At 37.1% G+C, this 24,996-nt stretch carries 19 protein-coding genes; 17 read left to right on the top strand and 2 right to left on the bottom strand.

The annotated features are described in order from the left end of the window. The first annotated feature begins 1 nt into the window (after position 1). The 7 genes from ABC255_RS20125 to ABC255_RS20095 all read left to right on the top strand — a co-directional run bounded on the left by ABC255_RS20125 (position 2) and on the right by ABC255_RS20095 (position 8,989). A complete protein-coding gene (locus ABC255_RS20125; RefSeq protein WP_412996307.1) occupies positions 2–1,396 on the top strand; it encodes an MFS transporter in 1,395 nt (464 codons plus the stop codon). Between the two features lie 73 nt (positions 1,397–1,469). Next, positions 1,470–4,148: a glycosyl hydrolase gene (locus ABC255_RS20120; RefSeq protein WP_412996305.1), complete on the top strand. Its 2,679-nt coding sequence runs from the start codon at positions 1,470–1,472 to the stop codon at positions 4,146–4,148. Between the two features lie 273 nt (positions 4,149–4,421). Beyond that, positions 4,422–5,327, top strand: a complete 906-nt coding sequence (locus tag ABC255_RS20115; RefSeq protein WP_412996304.1) for a sugar phosphate isomerase/epimerase family protein — start codon at positions 4,422–4,424, stop codon at positions 5,325–5,327. 63 nt (positions 5,328–5,390) lie between these two features. Next, entirely contained in the window at positions 5,391–6,518 is a 1,128-nt protein-coding gene (locus ABC255_RS20110; RefSeq protein ID WP_412996302.1) for a Gfo/Idh/MocA family protein, read from the top strand. Between the two features lie 16 nt (positions 6,519–6,534). Then, positions 6,535–6,975 (top strand): C-glycoside deglycosidase beta subunit domain-containing protein, encoded by a 441-nt coding sequence (locus tag ABC255_RS20105; protein ID WP_412996301.1) that lies wholly within the window; start codon positions 6,535–6,537, stop codon positions 6,973–6,975. A gap of 21 nt (positions 6,976–6,996) precedes the next feature. After that, positions 6,997–7,968 (top strand): sugar phosphate isomerase/epimerase family protein, encoded by a 972-nt coding sequence (locus ABC255_RS20100; RefSeq protein WP_412996300.1) that lies wholly within the window; start codon positions 6,997–6,999, stop codon positions 7,966–7,968. 55 nt (positions 7,969–8,023) lie between these two features. Beyond that, on the top strand, positions 8,024–8,989 hold the full coding sequence (locus ABC255_RS20095; protein WP_412996298.1) for an ROK family glucokinase: 966 nt from the start codon (positions 8,024–8,026) through the stop codon (positions 8,987–8,989). Between the two features lie 72 nt (positions 8,990–9,061). Here ABC255_RS20095 and ABC255_RS20090 read toward each other — a convergent pair whose 3' ends face one another. Next, positions 9,062–10,603, bottom strand: coding sequence for a GH35 family beta-galactosidase (locus ABC255_RS20090; RefSeq protein ID WP_412996296.1), 1,542 nt, complete (start codon positions 10,601–10,603; stop codon positions 9,062–9,064). A 126-nt stretch (positions 10,604–10,729) separates the two neighbouring features. Between ABC255_RS20090 and ABC255_RS20085 the strand changes: the two genes are divergently transcribed. Together ABC255_RS20085 and ABC255_RS20080 are read left to right on the top strand one after the other, a co-directional pair. Then, positions 10,730–11,551, top strand: a complete 822-nt coding sequence (locus ABC255_RS20085; protein ID WP_412996294.1) for an AraC family transcriptional regulator — start codon at positions 10,730–10,732, stop codon at positions 11,549–11,551. A 129-nt stretch (positions 11,552–11,680) separates the two neighbouring features. Then, positions 11,681–14,203: a GH39 family glycosyl hydrolase gene (locus ABC255_RS20080; RefSeq protein WP_412996293.1), complete on the top strand. Its 2,523-nt coding sequence runs from the start codon at positions 11,681–11,683 to the stop codon at positions 14,201–14,203. A 198-nt stretch (positions 14,204–14,401) separates the two neighbouring features. On the opposite strand, the gene ABC255_RS20075 is transcribed toward ABC255_RS20080, so the two are convergent. After that, positions 14,402–15,502: a chitobiase/beta-hexosaminidase C-terminal domain-containing protein gene (locus tag ABC255_RS20075; protein WP_412996291.1), complete on the bottom strand. Its 1,101-nt coding sequence runs from the start codon at positions 15,500–15,502 to the stop codon at positions 14,402–14,404. A 517-nt stretch (positions 15,503–16,019) separates the two neighbouring features. Here ABC255_RS20075 and ABC255_RS20070 point away from each other — a divergent pair. The 8 genes from ABC255_RS20070 (at position 16,020) to ABC255_RS20035 (ending at position 24,929) form a co-directional block, all read left to right on the top strand. Further along, positions 16,020–17,132, top strand: a complete 1,113-nt coding sequence (locus ABC255_RS20070; protein ID WP_412996289.1) for a Gfo/Idh/MocA family protein — start codon at positions 16,020–16,022, stop codon at positions 17,130–17,132. Between the two features lie 35 nt (positions 17,133–17,167). Beyond that, positions 17,168–17,623: a C-glycoside deglycosidase beta subunit domain-containing protein gene (locus tag ABC255_RS20065; RefSeq protein ID WP_335536650.1), complete on the top strand. Its 456-nt coding sequence runs from the start codon at positions 17,168–17,170 to the stop codon at positions 17,621–17,623. Next, a complete protein-coding gene (locus ABC255_RS20060; RefSeq protein ID WP_335536651.1) occupies positions 17,620–18,603 on the top strand; it encodes a sugar phosphate isomerase/epimerase family protein in 984 nt (327 codons plus the stop codon). Before ABC255_RS20065 ends, ABC255_RS20060 begins: the two co-directional genes overlap by 4 nt. A gap of 80 nt (positions 18,604–18,683) precedes the next feature. Further along, positions 18,684–19,979 (top strand): FAD-dependent oxidoreductase, encoded by a 1,296-nt coding sequence (locus tag ABC255_RS20055; RefSeq protein ID WP_412996287.1) that lies wholly within the window; start codon positions 18,684–18,686, stop codon positions 19,977–19,979. A gap of 223 nt (positions 19,980–20,202) precedes the next feature. After that, entirely contained in the window at positions 20,203–21,096 is an 894-nt protein-coding gene (locus tag ABC255_RS20050; protein ID WP_412996285.1) for a sugar phosphate isomerase/epimerase family protein, read from the top strand. Positions 21,097–21,108: 12 nt separating this feature from the next. Beyond that, on the top strand, positions 21,109–21,510 hold the full coding sequence (locus ABC255_RS20045; RefSeq protein WP_412996283.1) for a C-glycoside deglycosidase beta subunit domain-containing protein: 402 nt from the start codon (positions 21,109–21,111) through the stop codon (positions 21,508–21,510). Between the two features lie 374 nt (positions 21,511–21,884). Then, on the top strand, positions 21,885–23,222 hold the full coding sequence (locus ABC255_RS20040; RefSeq protein ID WP_412996281.1) for a carboxylesterase/lipase family protein: 1,338 nt from the start codon (positions 21,885–21,887) through the stop codon (positions 23,220–23,222). 63 nt (positions 23,223–23,285) lie between these two features. Continuing rightward, positions 23,286–24,929 carry a glycoside hydrolase family 43 protein gene (locus ABC255_RS20035; protein WP_412996280.1) on the top strand — a complete coding sequence of 548 codons (1,644 nt, stop codon included), beginning with the start codon at positions 23,286–23,288 and terminating at the stop codon, positions 24,927–24,929. Positions 24,930–24,996 lie beyond the last annotated feature (67 nt).

Below are 24,996 nucleotides of genomic sequence, written 5' to 3'. Positions count from 1 at the left end.
TATGGCAAATGTTGTTGTTCAGCAAACTAATGATATAATTGCACCTCAGACTACTGAAAAGCTAAGTTTTATGACCAAGTTAAGTTATGGTTTTGGTGAGTTTTCAGCTAGTGTTGTATGGAGTTTAGCGTCATCCTATTTATTATTCTTTTATACGGATGTTTTCGGTATCGCTGGTGGTGTGGCTGCTATCATTTTATTAGTTGCTAGGGTTTGGGATTGTTTCGTAGATCCAATACTTGGCCTAGTGATGGAACGCACGAAAAGCAAACACGGACGTTTTAGACCATATATTCTTTACGGGGCATTAGCTCTTTGTGCCCTAAATATCTTGACTTTTTACACTCCAGATCTTTCAACTGCCGGCAAGGTGATTTATGCTACAATAACCTATTTATTATTAGGTACAGTTCACTCAGTGGTTAACGTACCATATGGTGCACTCGCCACCGTAATGACAAGGGATACAAACGAAAGAACGAATTTAAACGTTTATAGAGGAGTTTTTGGACAATTAGCAGGTATTCTAACAGGTGCTGCTGTAATGCCTTTAATTACTTTTTTAGGTAAGGGAAATCAACAAAACGGTTTCTTCTATGCAGCAATTGTTTTATCACTGGTATCAGCTCCACTTCTAATTTTAACGTTTAAAAACTGTAAGGAAGTTGTTACTCCAGCAAAAGAAGAAAGACCAACTATTAAGGAATCATTAAAATCTGTTTGGTCTAATAAACCAGTATTATTAATTCTAACTAGTCTTTTCATTGTTTTACTTGGTGTATTTGGTCGAATTGGAACAATCGTTTATTATGCAATTTATGTATTAAATCGACCAGATTTAATCGCGGTATTATTTACAATATTATCGGTTTGTGGAGCAATCGGAGCATTTGGAGTTTCTTTTATCGCGAAATACTTTGAGAAGAGAACTCTATTAATTGGTGGATCCATCATTATGGGTCTTGGTTGGATTGTATTGTATTTAACACCTGTGACAAATTTTACAATGATTTATATTGTGTCAGCGATTTCATGTATTCCTCTTGGTTTTAGCGGTCTTATGGTGTTCAGTATGGTTGGTGACGCTATCGATGAGAGTCAATTGAAGACAGGCGTACGTGCAGATGGTGCAATCTATTCCTTTACAAGTTTAGTAACCAAAATTGCAAGCGCTTCAGTAGGAGCCTTAAGCGCAACTATTCTAGGAGTAATTGGCTATGTTGCGAATACACAGCAAACGCCGGAAGTAGTGAACGGAATAAACATCCTAGTAAATTTAGGACCTGGTATATTATTAATTATCGGAACGATTCCTTTGTTCTTCTATCATATTACAAAGGCAAGAGCTATGAAGAATACAGAAGAACTTCTAAAAAGACAAGGATTAACAATGTAATAAAACTACATGGAGCTTATAAGTTACGCAGGATTTGTGTAGCTTATAAGCTATTTTAATAGGAGGATCCATCATGGAAAGAACCCTAAAGGACTTAATCAATAATAAAAATGAAAATTACATTCTTCCTTTTCTTTGGATGAAAGGGGAAGATGAACAAATAATCAGAGAAGAAATTTCAAAAATCTATGAATGCGGAATACGAGGCATCTGTGTAGAAGCACGCCCGCATCCCGATTTCGCCGGTCCAGGCTGGTGGCATGACCTAGATGTTGTTATGGAAGAGGCCAGAGAGCGAGGTATGCGTGTTTGGGTGTTGGATGATGCTCATTTTCCAACCGGATATGCAAATGGTTTAATTGAGAAAAAATATCCAAACCGGAAGAAGACCTATATTAACTTCAATACACTCGATATCTTAGGAGCACAAAATGAGGTAACGGTACATATTCCCCCAATGTTAAAACCAAAGAGTTCTTGGCTTGATATTGGTAAACCGATCGACAAAGAAGAACAAAAAAACAATAAGTTAATGTGTGTCGTAGCAGCTAAGTTAGTAACAGACGGAATTATTTCAGAAGAGTTGATCGATTTAACTGAAAGTGTTTATGAAGATTTCTTAACATGCACTTTGCCAGAGGGACCGTGGAGACTGTTTGTGATTTATGAAACGAAAACAGATGGCGGTAACCCGAAGTATATTAATATGATCGATGAAGAGTCTGTTAGTACGCAGCTTGAAGCGGTATATGAACCACATTTTGAACGTTATAAGGATGAATTCGGAAAGACTTTTGCTGGGTTCTTTTCTGATGAGCCAGCTTTCGGTAATGTAAATGGATTTGACTTTAATGAATCGATTGGTAGAAAAGATATGCCATTACCTTGGAGTGAAGAAGCAAAAAATATGATTTTAGACGCTCATGGGGAGAATTGGAGATTGTACCTGCCATATTTATGGGCTAATTCTGAGGAAATGAATCAATGTGTCCATACTCGATATACCTATATGGATATCGTTACTCGGTTATATCAGAAGAACTTTAGTAACAAATTAGGAAATTGGTGTGAAGAACACAATGTTGAATACATTGGCCACGTTATTGAGGATAATGATCAGCATAGCCGATTAGGCAGCGGGGCGGGGCATTTCTTTAGAGCTTTGTCTGGTCAGCATATGTCGGGAATTGATGTGATAGGCGGTCAAGTAATTTTTGGTGGTGCCGGTCTAGAGAGAAGGGGAGTCTTCAAAGGAGATGGAGAATTCTATCATTATACACTAGGAAAACTCGGGTCTTCTTTTGGACATCTTGATCCGAAGAAAAAAGGAAGAACGATGTGTGAACTTTTTGGAGCCTATGGATGGAAACTTGGAGTAAGGGATATGAAGTATATTCTCGACCATTTGTTAGTCCGAGGTATCAATTATCTTGTGCCTCACGCATTTTCCATGCGAGAATACCCTGACTTCGATTGCCCGCCACATTTTTATGCAAGAGGACATAATCCACAGTTTAAGCATTTTGCCCATCTCATGCATTATGCAAATCGCTTATGTCATATTTTTAATAATGGTACTCATGTTGCTCCTGTGGCCGTTTTATATCACGGTGAAAGTGAATGGACTGGGGAATATATGAAAATGCAAAAAACAGCCAGATTACTGACTGAAAATCAAATTGATTTTGATTTTGTTCCGATTGATATCTTAAGTGACCTAAGTACTTATAACGGAAAAGTAGAGAATAGCGCTTTACACATTAATGGTGAAGAATTTAAATGTTTAGTGATTCCTTACAGTCAATATATTACGAAAGAGTTGGCTGCTTTTATTAAAAAAGCAGAAGACTTAGAGATTATTTTTGTAGATGGAAGACCTGAAGGGATTTCGAATATAGTAGATGGACAGGAAGAATTAGAACTTTTGGGCGCTATTGAAAAATGTAAAGTGGTTGCTTTAACTGAGTTGGCTGCTAATCTTAAGGCACAAGGGATATTTGATGTTCAATTAAAGACACCTTTTAAGGATTTAACTTATTATCATTATATGAAAGACAATAATATCTATATGTTTCAGAACGAATCCGCACATGAGACATTTAGTGGTGAAATTGAACTAACCTCTGGAGAATTTGCTATTGTCTATAATGGGCTAGAAAATACATTCGAAAATCTACCAGTTAAAAAGGAAAATGGAAAAGCGATTATTTATTTAGAACTTAAGCCTTATGAATCTTGTGTAGTGTTTGTTAGTGATGAAGAACAAGCAAGTGAGTTCAGAGATTATCGTCCAGTTTCTATGAAGCTCTCTGAGTGTGAGGAGACAATTGATCTATCAACAGATTGGAACTATTCTCTAGTAAAGAATATTGAATACCCAAATTTCGGCGAAGAGAATCAAATGAAAGAATTAGCGCCGATTTCCAAAGAATATCCAACTTTCACTGGAATCATTAAGTACGAAAAGAAGATTGAAATTGAAGAAGTAACAAAACAAGGGATATTAACTTTCGAGAATATTTATGAAGCAGTAGAAATATGGATCAATGATGAATATGTGGGGATGAAAGTGTGCCCGCCTTATGTTTTTGAGGTGGCAAACTATTTAAAGAAAGGGACTAATACCATTCGTGTGGAAGTAGCCACAACATTAGATCGAGATCGTTTCAATCACCCAGAACCACCATTTATTGTTTGGCACGACGCAATCGATCCTACAGGTATGTTTGGAAAAATAACTCTTTCGATATAATTACACAGGAGATAAATGAGGTGTGATACACAAAGTATCGCACCTTTTTTCTGTTGATTAGTCCCAATATATTAATAGATTAAAAAAAACATTATAATATTTAACCTAATTTTATCTCGAAAAATAAGAAAAATACAAAAAAGACGAAAATCTATACCTGAAAAGGTTAATTAAAGAAAGGGAACATGTTTAAAAAGAGGTTAAGATATATATGTAAGCGGAATCAATGTATAAAACTTAATCGAAACAACATAGGAGGAGGAACAGACAGCAATGAAACTTGGATTTAACAGCGCCATTTTGAGTGAATGCAGCTTTGAAGAAGTAATTGACTACGCAGCTGAAAACGAATTTTCATGTGTGGAGATATGTGCATGGCCGCAAGGTAAAGCAGCCCGAAAATATGCGGGTGTTACCCATATAGATGTTGATAACTTAGATGTGGATTATATCAAGAACTATAGCGAAGCTAAAGGAATCAAAATTTCCGCTATTGCATATTATCCCAATGCCCTAGATCAGGATCCAGAAAAAAGTGATTACTATGTGGAACATATTAAAAAATGTATTGAGGCTGCCAATAAGCTTGATATTAACATGGTAACAACCTTTATCGGAAGAGACCAAAAGAAAACAGTAGAAGAAAATTTAGCAATTATGACTACTGTGTGGAAGCCAATCGTAGAATACGCTGAAGAACTTGGAGTAAAAATTGCAATTGAAAACTGCCCGATGCTATTTACTGAAGATGAGTGGCCAGGCGGACAAAACCTAATGACAACACCAGCCATCTTCCGTCGTGTGTTTGAACTAATTCCTAATAAAAATTTCGGATTGAACTTCGATCCTTCTCATTTTGTATGGCAGCAAATGGATTATATTAAGCCAATCTATGAGTTCCAAGAACGGATGTTCCACATCCACTTTAAAGATATTAAGGTATACAGTGACAAATTAAATGATGTTGGAATCATGGCAACACCACTTGAATACATTTCTCCTAAACTACCTGGTCTAGGTGATGTAAATTGGGGACAATATGTATCTGCTTTAACCGATATCGGTTACCGCGGATATGCTGTCATTGAAGTAGAGGACAAAGCATTTGAAGATTCACTTAAATCTAAAAAAGATTCTATTAAAATTAGTAAAAACTATTTGAGTCAGTTTTTTGCTTAAATAGATTATTAAATATAAAACTAAAAAATCATTTAATAATGAAGAAAAAGGAGAATGAAAATTATGGGTAAATTAAAGATTGGTATTATTGGCTGCGGTGGTATTGCAAATCAAAAGCATTTTCCGGCATTAGCACAATTTAAAGAAATTAGTGAGATCGTTGCGTTTTGTGATATCGTCGTTGAGCGTGCAGAACAAGCAGCGAAAGAATTTGGAACACCAGATGCTAAAGTTTACGCAGATTATCGTGAGCTATTAAAGGATGAATCTATTGATCTTGTACATGTTTTAACTCCGAACGTTAGCCATAGCCCAATTACAGTTGCAGCCTTTGAAGCAGGCAAGCATGTTATGTGTGAAAAACCAATGGCTCACACTACAGAAGCTGCTCAAAAAATGATCGATGCTTGGAAGAAATCTGGCAAGAAATTCACAATCGGTTATCAAAACCGTTTCCGTCCAGAAGTACAATCTCTTCATAAAGCTTGTGAAAAAGACGAGCTTGGGGATGTTTATTTTGCAAAAGCGCATGCTCTTCGCCGCCGTGCCGTACCAACTTGGGGAGTATTTCCTGATAAATCACAACAAGGTGGCGGTCCATTAATCGATATCGGTACGCATGCTCTTGATATTACCTTATGGATGATGGATAATTACAAACCAGTTTCTGTAACAGGTTCTGTTTTCAATAAATTAGGTAATCTGCCTGAAGCTGTTGAAGGCAATATGTTTGGACCATGGGATCCAGAAACTTATGAAGTAGAAGACTCTGCTTTTGGTTATATTAAAATGGAAAATGGAGCGACAATTTTCCTTGAATCATCTTGGGCACTTAACGTATTAGAATCCAGAGAAGCGGCTACTACTCTTTGCGGAACAAAAGCTGGAGCACAAATTAATTCTGGCATGAGCTTCCGTACAAATGAATTAGTTTATAATTCTGCACGCAATGGTATGTTAACAGAAGAGAAAAACTCAGCTGGTGGAGCGATTGCGTTCTTTGAAGGCGGAGCGAATAAACCAGAAGTATTAGAAGCAAAACAATGGCTAGAGGCCGTTTTATATGATAGAGAACCACTTGTAAAACCAGAACAAGCATTTGTTGTAACGAAAATTTTAGATGCGGTTTATAAATCTGCGGAAACTGGCAAAGAAATTGTGTTTGAAGACGAGACTGTTTTAAGCAAATAGGAGAGAAGGTAGAACCATGGCATTTAGTATGAGGTTGCCATTCGTCGATGTTGTTTGTGATGAAAGTCTAGTAAACACATACGTGAATGGGAAAAAGCTAGGATATGAATTCCAAATCCGTTTGAGTAACTACCGTGGACATTTCTTATCTTGTATTGAGGAGTTTGTTGTTACCGTTGATGGTAATGAAGTAAATTCAGATGATATAACGTTTTGTCTTAATGAAAAAGAGTTTACCTTAAGGCAATTACCAAGTCTTATTTCAGAGTTTTGGAATTTAATAGAGCCAGCTACGATTAAAGTGTTTGCACCAGGCGGTTTAACTGAAGGAGAACATCACATCGATGTGAAATTGATGCTGCGCATCCCTTATATGGCGGTTCCTGGAAGTAAAAAAGAGCACGATTATGCTAAATTAGATTCTTGTGGAAGTAAAACATTATCAGTTAGAAATTAAGAGAGAGGAGGTTACGTCCAAGTGGGTAATATTAAGTTAGGAATTTCTTTATATAGCTTTACAGATGAATATATTAAAGGTAAATTTACATTAGAAGATTGTATTCGTACTGCTGCGGAATATGGAGCAGAAGGATTCGAATTGGTAGGAACCCAAATGCTGCCTTCTTATCCATATGCTAGTGACAAAGTAATAAATGAATTCAAAGCGATGACAGATCATTATGGGATTGAATTTGTTTCTTACGGAGCCAATGCGGACCGCGGGGTAAGATCCGATCGCGATTTGACGGAAGACGAATTGCTGCAATCGGCCATTATTGATTTGAAAACGGCCAATAAATTGGGATGTAAGATCATGCGTGCCCAGTACCTTTTATCGCCGACAGCATTCGGCAAACTAGCCCCTTATGCGGAAAGCTACGGTATTAAGGTTGGGGTTGAACTTCATAATCCAGAGACACCATCATCTCCTAATATTCAAAAATATTTGGAAGTGATTGAAAAAACTGGATCAAAATATCTTGGAATTGTAACAGATTTTGGAACTTTTGCGACTCGCCCGAATAAACCTCATTGGGATGAGGCTCTTGCGAATGGGGCACCTCTTGAATTGCTAGAAATGGCCGCACAACTCCGTTATGACGGTGTGCCAAGAGAGGAAGCAAGACAGCGGCTGATTGAAGCTGGTGCGAATGGTCCTGTAATGGGTGCTCTCCAAGGAATGTATGGATTTGTGACATTCTATAATGAGCCTGATTTGGAAGGATTAAAGAAAATCATGCCATACAATATCCACTTCCACGGAAAATTTCATTATATTGATGAAAACCTTAAGGAAGCGAGTATTCCATATCAGGATATTCTACCAATTATCCAAAACTCTGATTTTGATGGATATATTGTATCAGAATATGAAGATCATCTATCGGGCAGAGCTGAAGTAATGACGAAACGTCATTTAGAAATGCAAAGAAAAATACTAGGACTATAATTTATGAGAATACAGGTGAAATTCACCTGTATTCTTTGCCAAGGGTGGGGAAAAAATGAAAAAATTAATTGGGATTGATTTAGGTGGCACGACTGTCAAGTTTGCCATTTTGACGGAAGATGGAGAGGTCCAACAAAAATGGAGTATTGAGACTGATATTCAAGAAGGCGGGAAGAACATTGTCCCAAACATTATTGAATCGATTAACCATCGTCTAAGTTTATATGGACTTTCAGCTGATGATTTCCTTGGAATTGGAATGGGTTCTCCTGGAACGGTTGATCGTGAAAGAGGAACTGTTATCGGGGCATATAATTTAAATTGGACTACCTTGCAGCCTGTGAAAGAATTGATTGAAGCTGGTACAGGAATTCCGTTTTGTATCGATAATGATGCGAACGTTGCAGCATTAGGCGAGCGCTGGAAGGGTGCTGGTGAAAATGGTGCGGATGTGGTCTTTGTTACACTTGGAACAGGTGTTGGCGGCGGAATTATTGCAGATGGCAATCTGATTCATGGTAAGGTTGGAGCAGGCGGAGAAATTGGCCATATTATTGTAGATACAGAAGGTTATCAGTGTACTTGTGGAAATAAAGGCTGTTTGGAGACGGTAGCTAGTGCAACAGGTGTTGTCCGCTTGGCTAGGGATTTTTCTGAAAAATTTTCCGGAGAATCTGAATTGAAATGGTTAGTTGACGATGGACAAGAAGTAACAGCAAAGACCGTGTTTGATCATGCCAAACGTGGAGATAAATTAGCGTTAATCGTTGTTGATAAATTTTATTATTACTTAGGACTTGCTTGCGGCAATATTGGGAACATGTTAAATCCTGAAACTATTGTGATTGGCGGGGGAGTTTCAGCAGCTGGAGAAATGCTGTTAACAGGAGTGGAAGAATACTTCCATAAGTTTGCCTTCCCAACCGTAAGAACAAGTACAAAATTGAAATTAGCACAGTTAGGCAATGATGCAGGAGTAATTGGGGCTGCATCATTGGTTAAAGAATCAAGTAAGAATTAAAAAATAAAAGATGCCAACTATTCACTAAAGAATGAATTGGCATCTTTTTTATTGTCATATTAATATTTATTATTAATACTCATATAACTGAATTTTGTAAGCTGATGGCATATCTTTCAACTGTATCATCATCTTTTCGTCACCGTTTAAGATACGTCCCGCTTTCCATTCTCCGTTAACAAATTCGCCTTCTTCAAATCGTAGTAAATCCACGTGTGTATTTTTTCCTGGTTTTGAAAAGAACTGAACCTTCATCATAGTTCCAATAACGACAAACTCATTATCTGATACCTCAAAAATCATACCGCCAGAAGTTGGCTTATAGGGTGTTTTCGGCGAGTAAGATACGAGAATATCATATTCGTCAAAATGAAGAAGTTTACCAAAGTCATGTTCATTTCTCTTTACAAAACTCTGTAAACGGGTAGTGTTTCTATATTTAAAATAGAGCGGCTTGATATTCTCGATAATAGAATAGCTCTTGGCAAGATACGCTGCGCTGCCTTCAATTTCGAATGCTGAAGGATCAATATTTAATGCCACCATCAATTCTAGTGGTGGTTTTTCAATATTTTCAGGATTCATTAATAGTTCCTCAATGCCAAATGGTGAGTAACAAATTGCGTTACAGCCTCCAACCGCATATAAAGCATAGGTAGCAGACACTGCATCTTTCCTGACTTCTGGGACGAATAGTGGGTTGCCATTTTGACTATATTGGTCTAAGACCTCAGGTACATTTGGAACATAAATATCCGGTGCTAGACAAAATAGAGAGGGAGCCATTAAATTCCACATTTTTTGCATCTTCATTACAGGTCCGCCGCTCGGATAGGTTCCTGCACGCCACGGGTATTGTTCCAACCATGCATTGGCGTAGCATGGAAGTGGATAAGCACTTTGTCCAGCCTGAGTAATTTTTTCTACTGCAGATGCAAAATTATAAGCCATAAAGTATTCTGTTGCATCATAGCCAAATGCTTCTTCCCATGTTCCAGAAACTTGGAATTCTTCCACTACGATACCAGGAATTTCCTGAGAAAAAGCTTCATTTGCATTAACAGAATAATCCCGGTCAGTACCTAAAAGTCCGATTTCATTTTCAACCTGCATAACAATTACAGTATTTTCTTTTGAATCAATAGATTTGATAAAATTCATAAGGTGATAAAAAGCTTTTGCATCCTTTTCCACTGCTGCTTCACATAATGGTGAAATAGTATTTAAAGGTTCTCCGGTAGCTTTACAAGCACGGAAATAAGTTCGTGTATCTTGCTTCATCCAATGTGGTACATATTTTGATTCTGAATTTTTCCATAAGCCAAACCAGAGGAAAATAAGATGCATGTTATTTTCCCGCGCTTGATTGATTAGTCCTTCAACGAGGCTAAAGTCAAATTGATTTTCTTCAGGTTCGATTAATTCCCAGTAAACAGGGACAATAACGGAATTCATGTTTAATGTTTTTATATTTGGCCAAACGTTTTTTTCCATATATTCGAGGCTAGAGGCACTGGAATTACGGATTTCCCCCGCTAAAGCAATAAAAGGTTCGTCATGAACGTATAACGTTGGAAGATCATTGCTCATTTTAATGTGAGGTATAGTTGACATACTATAAGCACCCTTTCATAATAAGAATATATTAATATGATAATAAATAATGAGTAGATAAAAAATCTTAAAATGTTATAGTTGATATGAATATATTAAGAAAAAGAGATGGAGATTCTCTCAAATATGAAAAAGACATTTTTTACAAAATATACAGACCAAAATATAAAACTTCCTTTTGTATTATATTCCCTTGGTTTAGATCATAGGCAGGAATACATTAACAGACCCACAGGCTTGCCATTTTTCCAGTGGATCCAAGCTGTCAAAGGGAATGGTGTGCTTGAAATTGATAATAAACAGTATGTGGTAGAAGAAGGTAGTGGGATGTTATTCTTCCCAGATGTTGGTCATAGATATTACGGAGTGAGCAATGATTGGATTGTTCATTTCATGTGTTTTACAGGCTATGGAATAAAAGATTTTTTTGAGAACATAGGAATTAAACAATCTGGTATTTATAAACATAACGATATCGAAATAATAGAACAATTAATGGAAGATTTACTTCTAGTAAATACACGGAATAGTCCAACAGAAATGTATGATTTTTCAAGAGTACTTTATGAAATCTTATTGGAAATTGCAAAATCAACAACGATACAAAATGAAAAGTCCTTTCCAAATCAGAATAAGAAAATACATCTCATTATGGACTACATAAACGAAAATTATAAAGAGCCTATTGTGTTATCTGATTTAGCAGAAATAGTAGATTTGTCAAAAGAATATCTTTGTCAATTATTTAAAAAAATGAATGGATTCTCTATTTTTGACTATATTACAGATGTTCGTTTAGCCAATGCGAAAACCCTACTCATTCAAGAGAGGAACGAGAAAATTAAGAACATAAGTAGATTGTGTGGATATGAAGATGTTAGTTACTTTGGGATGGTATTTAAGAAACATGAAGGTATGACGCCTGCAAAATTTCGAGAAATGCATTAGAAGTGGTATTTGCTCATGGTTAACATTATTTTTCCCATTCGACACAGATAGACTATGTATTTAGCAAACTGTTAATATAAAGGAAGAATGGTTTTATATAAAGGTTTTGTTTCTATGAGGGGGATGGAATTGGTTGGTACGCAAGGTTTTCAGTCTTCAATTGGCTCAAAGTTAGTCACTATTTCAATTATGAACAATAAGAATAACTTGGATCATGCACATCGTGATATTGAATTAATTTATATGATAAAGGGTAATTTGCATGTAAAAGTGAATAATGAAATCCTTCATTTGAATAACTCAGATTTTATATTGATAAATTCGAATGAATTTCATTCATTTCAATCCGAAAAGGATAGTTTATTTGTTATCATCCATTTTAATTATTCCGAACTAAGTTCACTGCTAGGTCAAAAGAATCTATTATTTACTTGTAACTCAATCGAACATGCTTCCCCATATGATCAAGATTTAAGATACGTTATAGAAGAGTTATTAACCATTTATATGAAAAAGAACAATGATGTTCTTGTAGAATTTTTAGAAAAAGCACTTAAATTAATTTCAAAATTAAAAATTAATTATTTGAAGAATAGAAACTTAGAAATAGCTAATTCTCCTGGAAAAAATCAAAATGAAAGATTAACTGATATTATTGATTTTATTCAAAGCAATTATCGCGAACCCATTACATTGGAGGAAGTTGCAAGACTACATTACATATCTGTACCTTATTTGTCTAAAATCTTTAAAAAACAAACAGGTAAAAACTTTTCTCAATACTTAAGTGAAATTCGTCTCGCTTATGCTGTTAATGAATTAGAAAACTCGGATAAACCGATTACACGTATTGCTTTAGATAATGGATTCCCTTATTTAGCAGCATTTAACAGAGTTTTCTATGAATATTATCATTTAAAACCCGTTGAATATAGAAAGAAAATGACAAAATTGGCAAAGAATACGGAAGAAGATACCGCAGAATTACGTTACCAGGAGGAGAATCAAGCATTATTTGAATTGGGAAGATATCTAAGTAGTACGACGACGAATAGAAACCAAACAGCAATTGAAACACTTGATATGGTAGAATCTCAGGTTGTTAGAATAAAGAATACGGAAGCATTCATAAAGTATTGGAGTAAGTTAATCAACATTGGATATGCAAAGGATATTTTAAACTCGGATTTACAAGAGCAAATTACCATCCTGCAAAATGAAATCGGATTTACATATGCTAGATTTTGGGGATTGTTTGGCGATGATATGCATATTGAAGACCGATCCGATGGGATGATTAGATACAATTTTTCCAATACGAATAAATTATTAGATTTTCTTATTAAAAATAATTTTAAACCCTTTATCGAACTAGGTCCTAAGCCCAAAATAATATCCAAAACGCTTGATGAAATCTATATTATCCAAACAATCAGTGATAAGTCATTGGAGGAATGGAAAAACCTAACGAAGGCTTTTTTATTACACAGTATTGAACGATATGGGTTTGAAGAAGTTGAATCTTGGTATTTTGAAATATGGAGTGAACATATCGATCCATTTACCGATGAGACACAGGATGGAAATAACAGTACAAAGAGTATTAAATATCAAGAGCCTAGCCAATTTGAAGAGTATTTTAAAATATTTACAGGATTTAAAACAATTATTAATGATATTGTCCCATCCGCAAAGGTTGGTGGATGTGGGTTAAGTATGGAATTGGAAGGTGATAAACTGGAATTGTTACTCAAACAATGGAAATCAGAAAAACTCCAGCCTGATTTCCTATCGGTTTATCTTTACCCTATTGAAATAGAAAAAGAAGAAAAACGAATTCCGATAAAAAATCTGCAATCTGCCAATCCCAATTATATTAGTAATAAATTGACTCAAATTAGAAAGTCTATGAAAAAGTCAGGATACGAGGATCTTGAATTGAACGTAACTGAATGGAATATCTCACCGGTTAACCGAGATTTTCTTCACGATAGCTGCTTTAAAGCAACCTATATGGTAAAGAACATCATTGAAAACTTATCACAAAATAAGGTTAACATGGTCGGATACTGGTTATGCTCAGATATCTTTAGTGATTTTAGGGATGCTAAAAACCTTCTGCATGGCGGTGCAGGTTTGCTGACGAAAAGTGGGATAAAAAAGCCAAGTTATCATGCTTTTGCTCTGTTAAAACAGTTAGGAGAAATACTAGTTGCAAAAGGTGACAATTATCTTGTTACGAAAAAATCAGGAGAGCGGTATCAAGTATTATGTTTTAACTATAAACATTTTAATTATTCCTATTATTTACATCCTGAAGGAAGTACCGGAATTCACGAGCAATATGAGATTTTTGAAAACAATGATCCGGTAAATCTTTCACTAGAAATACAAGGAATTGCTAATGGGAAATATCGTATAAAGGAACTTAGACTGAACCGGGATCAGGGTAGTATTCTGGATGAATGGTTAAAGTTTGGTGCTGTTGTTGAAATGAAACCGGATGAAGTTGAATATTTAAAGCAAATTTGTGTCCCTTACATGAAAGTTGAGTATGAAAGTGTAGAGAATAATTCAATCGTTTTGAATGGAAGGCTCCAACCGCATGAAGTAAGATTATACGAGCTTAGTTTGTTATTAGGTGGAATGTAAAATAAATTAAATACACTGAAGGTTAATAACCTTTATTTTTGATATTAAGGTATAACAAAAGCCAGCAAATTAGTAACTTGCTGGCTTTCATAAATATTATTTTGCAACCACAAATTGCATGGTCTCCCTTTTCTTCCTCAATGCTATCGATGATAATTTAACTCTCCTGGCAGGAACCCTTTTCATAAGAAAGAGAAATTAATTTGATTTTACCTGCTTAAATACCCATTCGATCATTTCTTTATTTTCGTAAGCAGGTACCCATGATCCATGATTATAACCCAGTTCTGCCGGATACTCCGTGTAAATTGGGTTACCGCCTGCATTTTGTATTGCTGAAATAATATTTCTTGAGTAGGATACAGGAATGACGACATCGTCTACTGCATGGAATGCCCAGATTGGTTTATTAACAAGCTTGTGCGCCTCAGAAGGATTTCCACCGCCTGCAATCGGAACCATAGCGGCAAACAAATCAGGGTACTTTAGATTTATATTAAACGTCCCAAAGCCGCCTTGTGATAACCCAGTTGAATAAAGACGAGTGCTATCGATATTGTATTCGCTTCTTACTTTTTGAAGAATATCATATGCTTTTTCCAGGTCTGGAGAAAACTCAAAAACTCGGCTTAAACTAATCATATTATTAGAGTCACGAGTAATACCGAACCCACCCTCGTGTACATTACGTGCTTGAGGTGCAAGTACAAAGGCCTGATGTTTTACTTGGTTCTCAGGTGCAGCCCATATTACTGCCCCATCATTCCCCAAAATTTGTTTCTCATTGTCTGTACCTCGTTCTCCACCACCGTGTAAAAATAGTACAAGGGGATAAGATTTAGAAGGATCATAATTCTCAGGTACGTAAAGGCGATATGGCATTTCCTCATATGTAAAGCTTAAAAATTTAGAAGCAATGTCTGCTTTTGTTACAAAATTGAATGTAAAAGTAGCAACTTCACTATGCGTATTTCCATTGTTGGCAGCTATTGCTTTACTATTTACATTCCCACGAATTGCAACCGCCTTAATTGTCATGTCTTGATTAACTTTGATAGGTTCTACATATAAATTACTTTCTTTTGATGGGTTACTTCCATCAGTAGTATAGTAGATTTTTACGTTAGGTGTTGGTGAACTTAAATTAACAGTTTGAGCTTTATAGTAAGAGCCTGGTTCGACACTGGAAATTGGAGCTGCCACCTTACCATTATTCTCAAGATTATCTGCATAAGCATTTAAGCTTAAAACAGGCAGGATAAGTATTGCCAACAATATAGAACTAATAATTTTTTTCATTTAATTATATTCCTCCTACTAATACAATGATAAACTGTAAAACTTGTAATAAACCTTTTTGTTTGTAGATTTAATTAAAGAGAAGTCCACATCCTTTCCGGAATTACAGTAGCTACTGTTTCGATAATTGTAGCAGGACAAAAATGTAAACGCATTTATTAAATTAACCACCTAACAACACTATCTTATCCTCCTTGGACAATATTTCTGGGACGCTAGGAAAAAGAATAAACATTCACGCAATATTTTTAAACTATTTTAAGAATATTTGGAAAGTAGATTTTATGTTGAAATTGCTTTGTACTTCTAAATTATCCTTAGTAACAATTAGTAGGATAAAATCTTGTCTTAAATTATTAATTTCTATTACAAACTTAATAAAAAAAAGAAGAAAAGGAGAGCGATTTTTATAACAACTTGGTTAATTAATTAAAGGGAATACATGTATAGAACGGTTAAAATAATATTGTAAGCGAAACCAATTTTCGAAATAATGCTAGATACAGGAGGAACAAAAATGAGCAAATTAAAGATTGGTATTATTGGGTGCGGTGGAATTGCACATGCTAAACATTTTCCAGCACTATCAAAATTAAACGATAAGGTTGAACTGGCAGCCTTCTGCGATATTATCTTAGAAAGAGCGGAAGAAGCTGCAGCGAAATACGGAGTACCAGGTGTTTTGGTAACAGAGGATTATAGAGAAGTGCTTGAAGATAAGTCCATTGATGTTATTCATGTATTAACACCAAATGTGTCCCATTCGGAAATTACTGTTGCAGCCCTTGATTCAGGAAAACATGTTATGTGTGAAAAACCAATGGCTATTAATTCTGCAGAAGCACAATTAATGATAGATGCTGCAAAAAGAAGTGGTAAGAAACTAACAATCGGGTACCAAAACAGATTCCGTGCTGATTCCCAACAGTTATATAGTGCCGTTCAAAACAATGAACTAGGTGAAGTTTACTTCGCAAAAGCTCATGCCGTTAGACGTCGCGGAGTACCAACCTGGGGGGTGTTCCAAGATAAGGAAAAGCAAGGCGGGGGCCCACTTATTGATATCGGCACACATGCACTTGACCTTACTTTGTGGTATTTGAACAATTATAAGCCAAAGAGTGTTTTAGGTTCAACATTCCAAAAGCTGAAAGACAAGCCAGAAGGTAATATGTTTGGACCGTGGGTTCCAGAAACATTTGAAACTGAGGATTCTGCTTTTGGATTAATAAAAATGGAGAACGGGGCAACAATCTATCTTGAAGCATCCTGGGCATTGAACATTCTAAATGGTAAAGACGCCCAAGTAACACTTTGCGGTACGGAAGCAGGAGCAGAAATGTTCGGTGAGACTTGGAAGGATCAAGGATATGTTGTCTATAACAAAGTAGCGCATAATCAAATGGTTGAAACAAAACCTTCTGGTGCAGGCGGGGTATACGGATTTAGTGGAGCAAATATTGCAATGCATGACGCTGAAGCGATTCAATGGATTGATTCCATTCTTAATGATACAGAACCACTAGTAAAACCTGAAGAAGCGCTGGTTGTTACTCAAATTCTTGAAGGTATTTATAAATCTGCTGAAACAGGTCGAGTGGTAGAATTTGATAATCGCGATTCTCTATAAATTAAATAATACAACAAAGAAGGAGGAGATTTTAAATGCCAACAGTATTCATAAAACTGGGATTTGATAACAAAGTTCTTTGTGAAAAAAGCTTTAGAAATATTTACCTTAATGAAGTTCCAGTAGGGTTCAATTTAGGGATAAATTTAAATTATTATCGGGGTTTACATGTTTCCTGCATCGAAAAACTCGAAGTTAAGGTGGATGGAGAGATCCTCCCAGAACATTTATATTTATTCGGTATTAATGGTAAAAAGTTTGCTATAAGTCAATTAAAAGACCTTTACGCTGAATTTTGGGGAATTAAAGATACCGCAAATCTTGAAATCTACAACAATGGATTATCTGAGGGAGAGCATGATGTGGAGTTGACTTTACACTTCCGATCTCCATATATGAAATTTGCGCCAAGATTTTATGGAACAATAGACAGTTCATCCCGGAAAAAGATGACTTTACAACGAAATAAACAGGAGGTCCATATTCAATGATTAAGAATATAGATTTCGGAGTATCACTATATGGTTTCACGGAAAAATGGTGTACTGACAATAGCTATCATTTTGAAGATATGTTTAAAGAGTTAAATAGATTAGGGATCAAGAAATTTGAAATTGTTGGCTCCCAAATGTTTAATCATTACCCAATCCCATCTGACGAAGAAATAAAAAATTTGCTTTCCTTATGCAAAAAGTATGATGTAGAGCCATTTAGCTATGGAGGCTATGTGGATGTTGGAAAATATTCTGATCATGATATGAACGATCAAGAAATCATTTCAGAAATCACTTTTGATCTTATGACTGCACATAGATTAGGCTGCAAATATATACGCGGTTTTGGTATTCCTGCTCATTTGGTTAAGGATGCAGCACGTTTTGCTGAATTTTATAATGTAAAAATAGCGTTTGAGGTCCATGCACCATCCCGTCCAAGTGATCCAGAGATTCAAGAACTTTTAAGAGAAATAAAAGAATCAGGATCGTCGTACGTTGGTTTTGTGCCTGATTTTGGATGCTACATAATAAGGCCAAATCCTTTAGTAGTTGAAAGATACATCGGGTTAGGTGCAAATAAAGAACTCTTAAATTACATTGTGGAAAATAGATATAATGGTTATTCAGAAGAAAGCATGTGGCAGAAAATCCAAGAAATGGGTGGAACTGAAGCAGAGAGAATTGCAATAAGTGAATTATTTGGGTTTTTAAGTTTTGCCCCAGCTGCAGACTTAGAAGGCTTTAAAACACTGTTGCCGTATAGTTTTTACTTCCACGGAAAGTTCTACCATATCGGTGAAGATTGTGTAGAAACGACAATTCCTTATGAGGATTTACTAAAACTGATAGTAGATTCAGGATTTGAAGGTGTCATCATGACTGAATATGAGGGACATTGTTTTTACTTAAATGATGCAGAAGAACAAATAGGACGCCACTTACAAATGGAACGAGATATATTAAGCGCACTTTAATAGAAAACATTAACACGAACAGCTTAAAAGTTTACGATCTTTTAAGCTGTTTTTTCAATCTAATTAAAGGATGTGGAGAAATGAGTGATTTCCTTATTAAGCAGGAAGCGCAAGAGTTGAATGTCGGAAAGCGGGTAGCTATTATTGGTGCTGGTCCGGGGGGATTGTCTGCTGGTATTGCACTTCAACAAGCAGGGTTTGACGTCAAAATCTTTGAAAGACATAAGCAAACAAAGGCACTTGGCGGAGCCATTATTCTTAATGCAATTGGAATCAATATCTTACGTAGTTACGGAATTAATACGGATGACATGGCGACAACCGCCATTCAAAGATTTCGGCGATTTGATGGGCACCAAAGAGTACTGCAACAATTTGATCCCAACTTGCTAAACAAGGCCAATGTATCAGGCTGGATGGCAGGCTTAATGCGCTCAGAACTTTATGGTAAACTCTTAAACAAAATACCGGACGATAAGATTGTAAATGACCATGAATTTATATCATTTATAGAGGGGCCAGAGGGAGTAAAAATCTTTTTTGAAGGTGGAAAGACCTATACAGCAGATTTGCTAATTGGAGCAGATGGGGTAAATTCACTCGTGCGTCAACAACTATGGGGTAATTCTGAACTGCAGCATCTAGGTATAGCGGTCTGGCTGGGATGGACTGAATATGAAGGAACTGACAGGAATGAAATTGTCCTTAATCACAGTGATATCCACCAATTTGGATATGCCCCGCTTGTCTTTAAAGGGAAAAATTGTTTTGAATGGTGGTTTGTAGAGCCCTGTGAGGAAAACCAGCCAGAACCAAGTGATCCATTAACATATATTCGAGAACGAGTGAAACACTTTGCTTCTCCTGTACCAGAAATGCTTAAGTCAACGAACTCCCAAAACCTATTTCGCTGGCTGATTAAATATAGAGAACCATTAAGTGCTTGGTCAAAGGGGCGTGTAACGATTCTAGGGGACTCAGCTCATCCAACCTCACCTTATGCTGCATATGGAGCAGGTATGGCACTTGAAGATGGCTATTTCTTAGGCAAGTATTTACAGGGTGTGGACCTCTCGGATGTTAACGCACTTAAGAATGGGTTATTGAAATATGATAACCAACGTGTCAATTATACTAATGGTGTGGTTGGATTTGCTAGGACCTTAGGGAAGGCGTTTCATAATGCTCCCAAACCAGTGCGGATGGTAAGAGATTTTATGCTTGATCATACAAAAATTCCTGAACGCCAAATTATTAAAAACAGTGTGAAGGAAGCAGAGACTCTTCTAAAGACAGTTCTTGAACTGGAAAAAGGAATCAATCTTAAACCGTTTACCGAGATTGAATACAAAGAAGATAAATCTATTAAACTCTAAATAGAAAAGTGGACCATGTATAGAGTTGAGTTTTTTTATTGTATGGATAAAAATTAGACTATAATTTTTATCCTATTTTTAAAAATAAATGAATGGGCGTTAAAAGAAACAAGAATCTACATCTATAAAGTTAATTTAACGAAAGGATGAAGAGAAAACAAACGGTATGATTGTATGTAAGCGGAACCATTGTAAAGTGAATAAAAAAGGAGTGTAGGTTGGAATGACTAATCAGGTGGAGATTAATACCAAACCAAAACGGGGAGTTTCTCTATATAGTTATGCTGGTGAATATGGAGTTACCATGAGTTTGGAAGATATGTTTGCAGAAATGCATGATATGGGGGCAAGGGGATTAGAAATATTAGCAAACTCTCATATTGAAAGCTATCCAAATCCTAGTGAAGAATGGCTAGAGAATTGGGATAGATTAATTGAGAAATATGATATTGTACCAGTTGAGTATGGGCATTGGGTAGATTCACGGCTTTATCAGGGAAGACATCTTACCCCCGAAGAATCATATGAAATGTTGGTTCGCGATTTCAAACTGGCCAACCGACTTGGATTTACTGTTCTTCGTACAAAATTAGGTGTAATAGACAATGATTTGACTCCTGTAGAAAATTGGAGAGAGATTATTAAAATGGCCCTTCCAATGGCAGAAAAATATAATGTACGTATGTGTCCGGAGATTCATGCTCCTACTCTTCTAAAATCTAAAATGGTGGATGAATATGTTGAGTTAATTGAAGAGACTGGAACGAAACATTTTGGACTAAACATCGACTTCGGTGTTTTTACGACCCAGACAATTCCTGCGAGTGAATGGGGGCCAAATGAATTTATCATGCCTGAAAGTGATCACAGCCCGGTAGAGGATATTATTCCATTGTTACCTTATGTATATTGCTGCCATGCAAAATTCGTAAAAATGTCAGATGATTTCGAAGAGATGACGATTCCGTACGAAAATATCATTAACACACTGATAGAGCACAATTGGGACGGTTATATGGTAAGTGAGTATGAAGGACCAAAGAAAGATGTGCCTGGTTATGCTGTTGAACAGGTTCGGAAACACCATGTTATGATGAAAAGAATTTTGGGAGAATAGGAGAGAATCGAAATGTTAGAAAAACCTTGTATTCAATCGAGAGGATTTAAAAATGTAGAAAGTAATGGAAAAGTCACAGGTTTTCAAGTTAATATCCGTTCCTTATATTATAGAGGCCTCTGGCTTTCCCAGTTGCGCCCTGCTACGGTTACAGTGGATGGCGAAACATTTTCTGGAGATCAGATTACCTGGACAATTAATGGTGTTACCTATACACAAGCAGAAATGGCGGAACTCGGAGATGTTCACTGGGGTCTTTTAGAACCTGCCACTCTAACTGTTGCAAAAGAAGGCGGCTTGGAATCAGGAAGTCATGAAATTGAAGTCAACTACACGTATAGCTGCTCCTATTTTCCTCCGGTGGTGGATACGATTCTTGGTGGAACACAAAAACGGACACTGATTTTGGTTTGATTATTTCTTAAGTTATGAGTGAGGAAAGGGACTGAACCTTTTACAGGACCGTGCCACAGTCACCTGCTAGGGCTCTTGGTGCCCTAGCAGGTGAACGGAACCGGTGCCGCGGTCACCAAAAAGTGCTCTTGGTGCCCTAGCAGGTGAACGGAACCGGTGCCGCGGTCACCAAAAAGTGCTCTTGGTGCCCTAGCAGGTGAACGGAACCGGTGCCGCGGTCACCAAAAAGTGCTCTTGGTGCCCTAGCAGGTGAACGGAACCGGTGCCGCGGTCACCAAAAAGTGCTCTTGATGCCCTAGCATGGGAACGGAACCGGTGCCACGGTCACGAATATGGACTATTACAATATCCCAAGTAAAAGGGAGTGAAGGCAAATGGAAATCATACATACAAAGTATGGCAAAATTTCAGGTGTGGAGGAAAATGGTTTTACCGTTTATAAAGGTATCCCCTATGCAAAACCGTCAATTGGAGAACTTCGATTTTGTGCACCAGTGGAAGTAGAACCGTGGAACGACATTTATCAGGCTGATTCCTTTAAAAGCAAATGCATACAAAGTGAACTGCCGCCAGAAATTCAATTTTATATTAAGGAATTTTATTCAAACCCAGAGTTTATGCCTGAGGGCAGTGAAGATGGTCTTTATTTGAATATCTGGACTCCGGCAAAGAATCCTTCTGAAAAATTACCGGTTGCATTTTGGATACATGGCGGTGGTTTCTTAGGTGGATTCGGCTCGGAAATGGAGTTTGACGGAGAAGCATTTTGTAAGCAGGATGTCATTTTAGTCACGATTAATTATCGGTTAGGATTATTTGGTTTCCTTGCTCATGAGTGGTTGAGCGAGGAAAATGAAAAAGGTGTATCGGGTATTTATGGAATATTGGACCAAATGATGGCGTTAAAATGGGTGTATGAAAATATTGAAGCTTTTGGGGGCGACCCTGAAAATATCACGATTTTCGGGCAGTCAGCAGGTGCCATTAGTGTGCAGACGTTAATCTCCTCACACCTTACTGGCAACATCATTAAGAAAGCAATAATGCAAAGTGGTGGAGGCTATAAAAACCCATTAATTCAAGGTAAAAGCCTACAAGATGCAAAACAATTGGGAGCGGACTTTATCAATTTCGGAAAAATAAATAGTTTGCAAGAATTACGTGAAAAACCTGTAGAAGAACTATTGTTTTTAGCAGGTGAGTTCTCAAAGCAAAAAAGGTTGGCCGGAGAAGTAGGTTTGTTGTTTACACCGATTGTGGACGGTTATGTATTGGCAGAAGGATATGACCAACTGGTCGAAAAAGGAGAAATAAAGGATATTCCTTATATGCTGGGATGCTGTAAGGAGGATGTAACGGTTACCTCTGAAGGTGGGGAAAATTCACCTATTTATTTGGGGTGTCTCGGTTTTAGTCAAAAATTAGAAGAACTCGAAAGAAAACCAACATACCTCTACTATTTTAAAAGAGATCTTCCTGGGGATGAAAGTGGTGCATTTCATTCCGGAGAACTGTGGTATATGTTCGGAACATTAAAGAGAAATTGGCGTCCAAATTCTGCAGCTGATTATGAACTGTCGGATAGAATGGTAACGGCATGGACCAACTTTATAAAAAACGGAGATCCTAACAACACGAACCAAAATATTGGATGGATTCCATATTCCAGTAATAACCCTTATGTAAAAGAATTTGATGTAACTTCAGACTAACTGCTTTTTCTAGTAGATTAATAGATATAAAATCAAAAATTCACAAATAAAGAGGCGATTTACTTGGAGAAAAAACAGTTAATAAATCCGATTTTACCAGGCTTTTATCCTGATCCCTCAATCTGTCGGGTAGGTGATGATTTCTACATGATTACCTCAAGTTTCTCCCTATTCCCAGGAGTTCCGATTTTTCATAGTACGGACCTGGCAAATTGGGAGCAGATTGGGAACATACTCGACCGAAAGTCTCAACTGCATACGTCGGCTGATCATATGACAGCGGGAATCATGGCCCCAACACTTCGTTATCATGACGGTACCTTTTATATGATTACGACAAATGTCAGCGACAAATGGAATTTTATTGTGACTGCTACTGATCCAAAGGGTCCATGGTCAGATCCGTACTGGATCGAAGGCTGTCCGGGAATCGATGCATCCTTATTTTTTGACGACGATGGGAAGGCATACATCACCGGTACCAGAGGAGAAGTCAGTCAAGAAGGAACACATGGAAGTCAAGTAATCTGGATTGGTGAAATTGATCTGGTCAATATGCAACTTGTCGGTGAAAAAAAGACGATTTGGGGTGGGGCCTTAAATAATTGTGCTTCACCTGAAGCTCCACATCTTTACAAGAAGGATGGGTATTACTACTTGATGATTGCAGAGGGAGGTACGGAACACTTCCATGCAGTTACAATTGCTCGCAGCAGAAATATCTTTGATTATTATGAGGGCTATGCGGGGAATCCAATTTTGACACATCGCCACCTGGGAAGAGATTATCCTATATGCAATGTTGGACATGCGGATTTTGTAGAACTGAAAAGTGGAGAATGGTATAGTGTTATGCTAGCCTCTCGCCTTATTGAGGGCTATCATAAAAACCTTGGAAGGGAAACCTTTATTGCACCAGTTGTTTGGGAGGATGGTTGGCCGGTAATAAGCCCTGGAACAGGAAAAGTAGAATGGAGCTATCCCGCACCTGAACTCCCTGCCACTGCGCAAAAGCCTAGAGCGGTAAGGGATGATTTCGAGGGCGAAATGCTAGGAATGGATTGGGTATACTTCGGCACACCTTATGAAGATTTTCATACGCTCTCAGATAGCAAGTTGACTTTGAAATTGCTGCCGCGTTCCATGAGCCCGGAGTTACGTAAAATCGACTTGTCTGCAACCGAAACGGTTAAGGGTGTTCCGAGTTTAAGCTTTATCGGACGCAGACAACAGCATGCAAACTTTCGAATTTCGGTTAGTATGCGTTTTGATGCATTATCAGAGAATGAGACAGCAGGACTTGTCGTGATGCAGGCATCTAATCATCAATTCCGGTTTGAACGGTCGATGGAGAAAGGACAGCAAATTCTTAGGCTGACCCAGTGTACCAGTGAGCTAACTGGATACCCGCACCAACCGCACTTTAAAGGTGTTACCACTGAAACAGAGCTAGCCAAAACTGTAGTCGATGGTGGAGATATCATTCTGAGCATTATTGCAGAAGGACAAGATTATAGCTTTTATTATGGCAAAGTGGACGAGAGCCTCACCTTACTATACGAGAACGCAGACGCGAGAAAAATAAATCCCGAAATTGTTGGCGGTATGGTGGGAACAATGCTTGGCATGTTTGCAAGTTCGAACGAACAAAAGAGTACTAACAATGCAGAATTTGATTGGTTTGACTATAACGGAACAGAACAATAAGTGATCGTTGCTAGAGAGATTAAAAATCATAATTAGATTTTTAATCTCTCTATTTTTTAAAGAAGTT

The organism is Neobacillus canaveralius, from assembly GCF_047237705.1.
Taxonomy (GTDB): domain Bacteria; phylum Bacillota; class Bacilli; order Bacillales; family Cytobacillaceae; genus Neobacillus; species Neobacillus niacini_K.
Note: the sequence above shows the minus strand (reverse complement) of the source record. Positions and strands in the feature narration are given on the sequence as shown.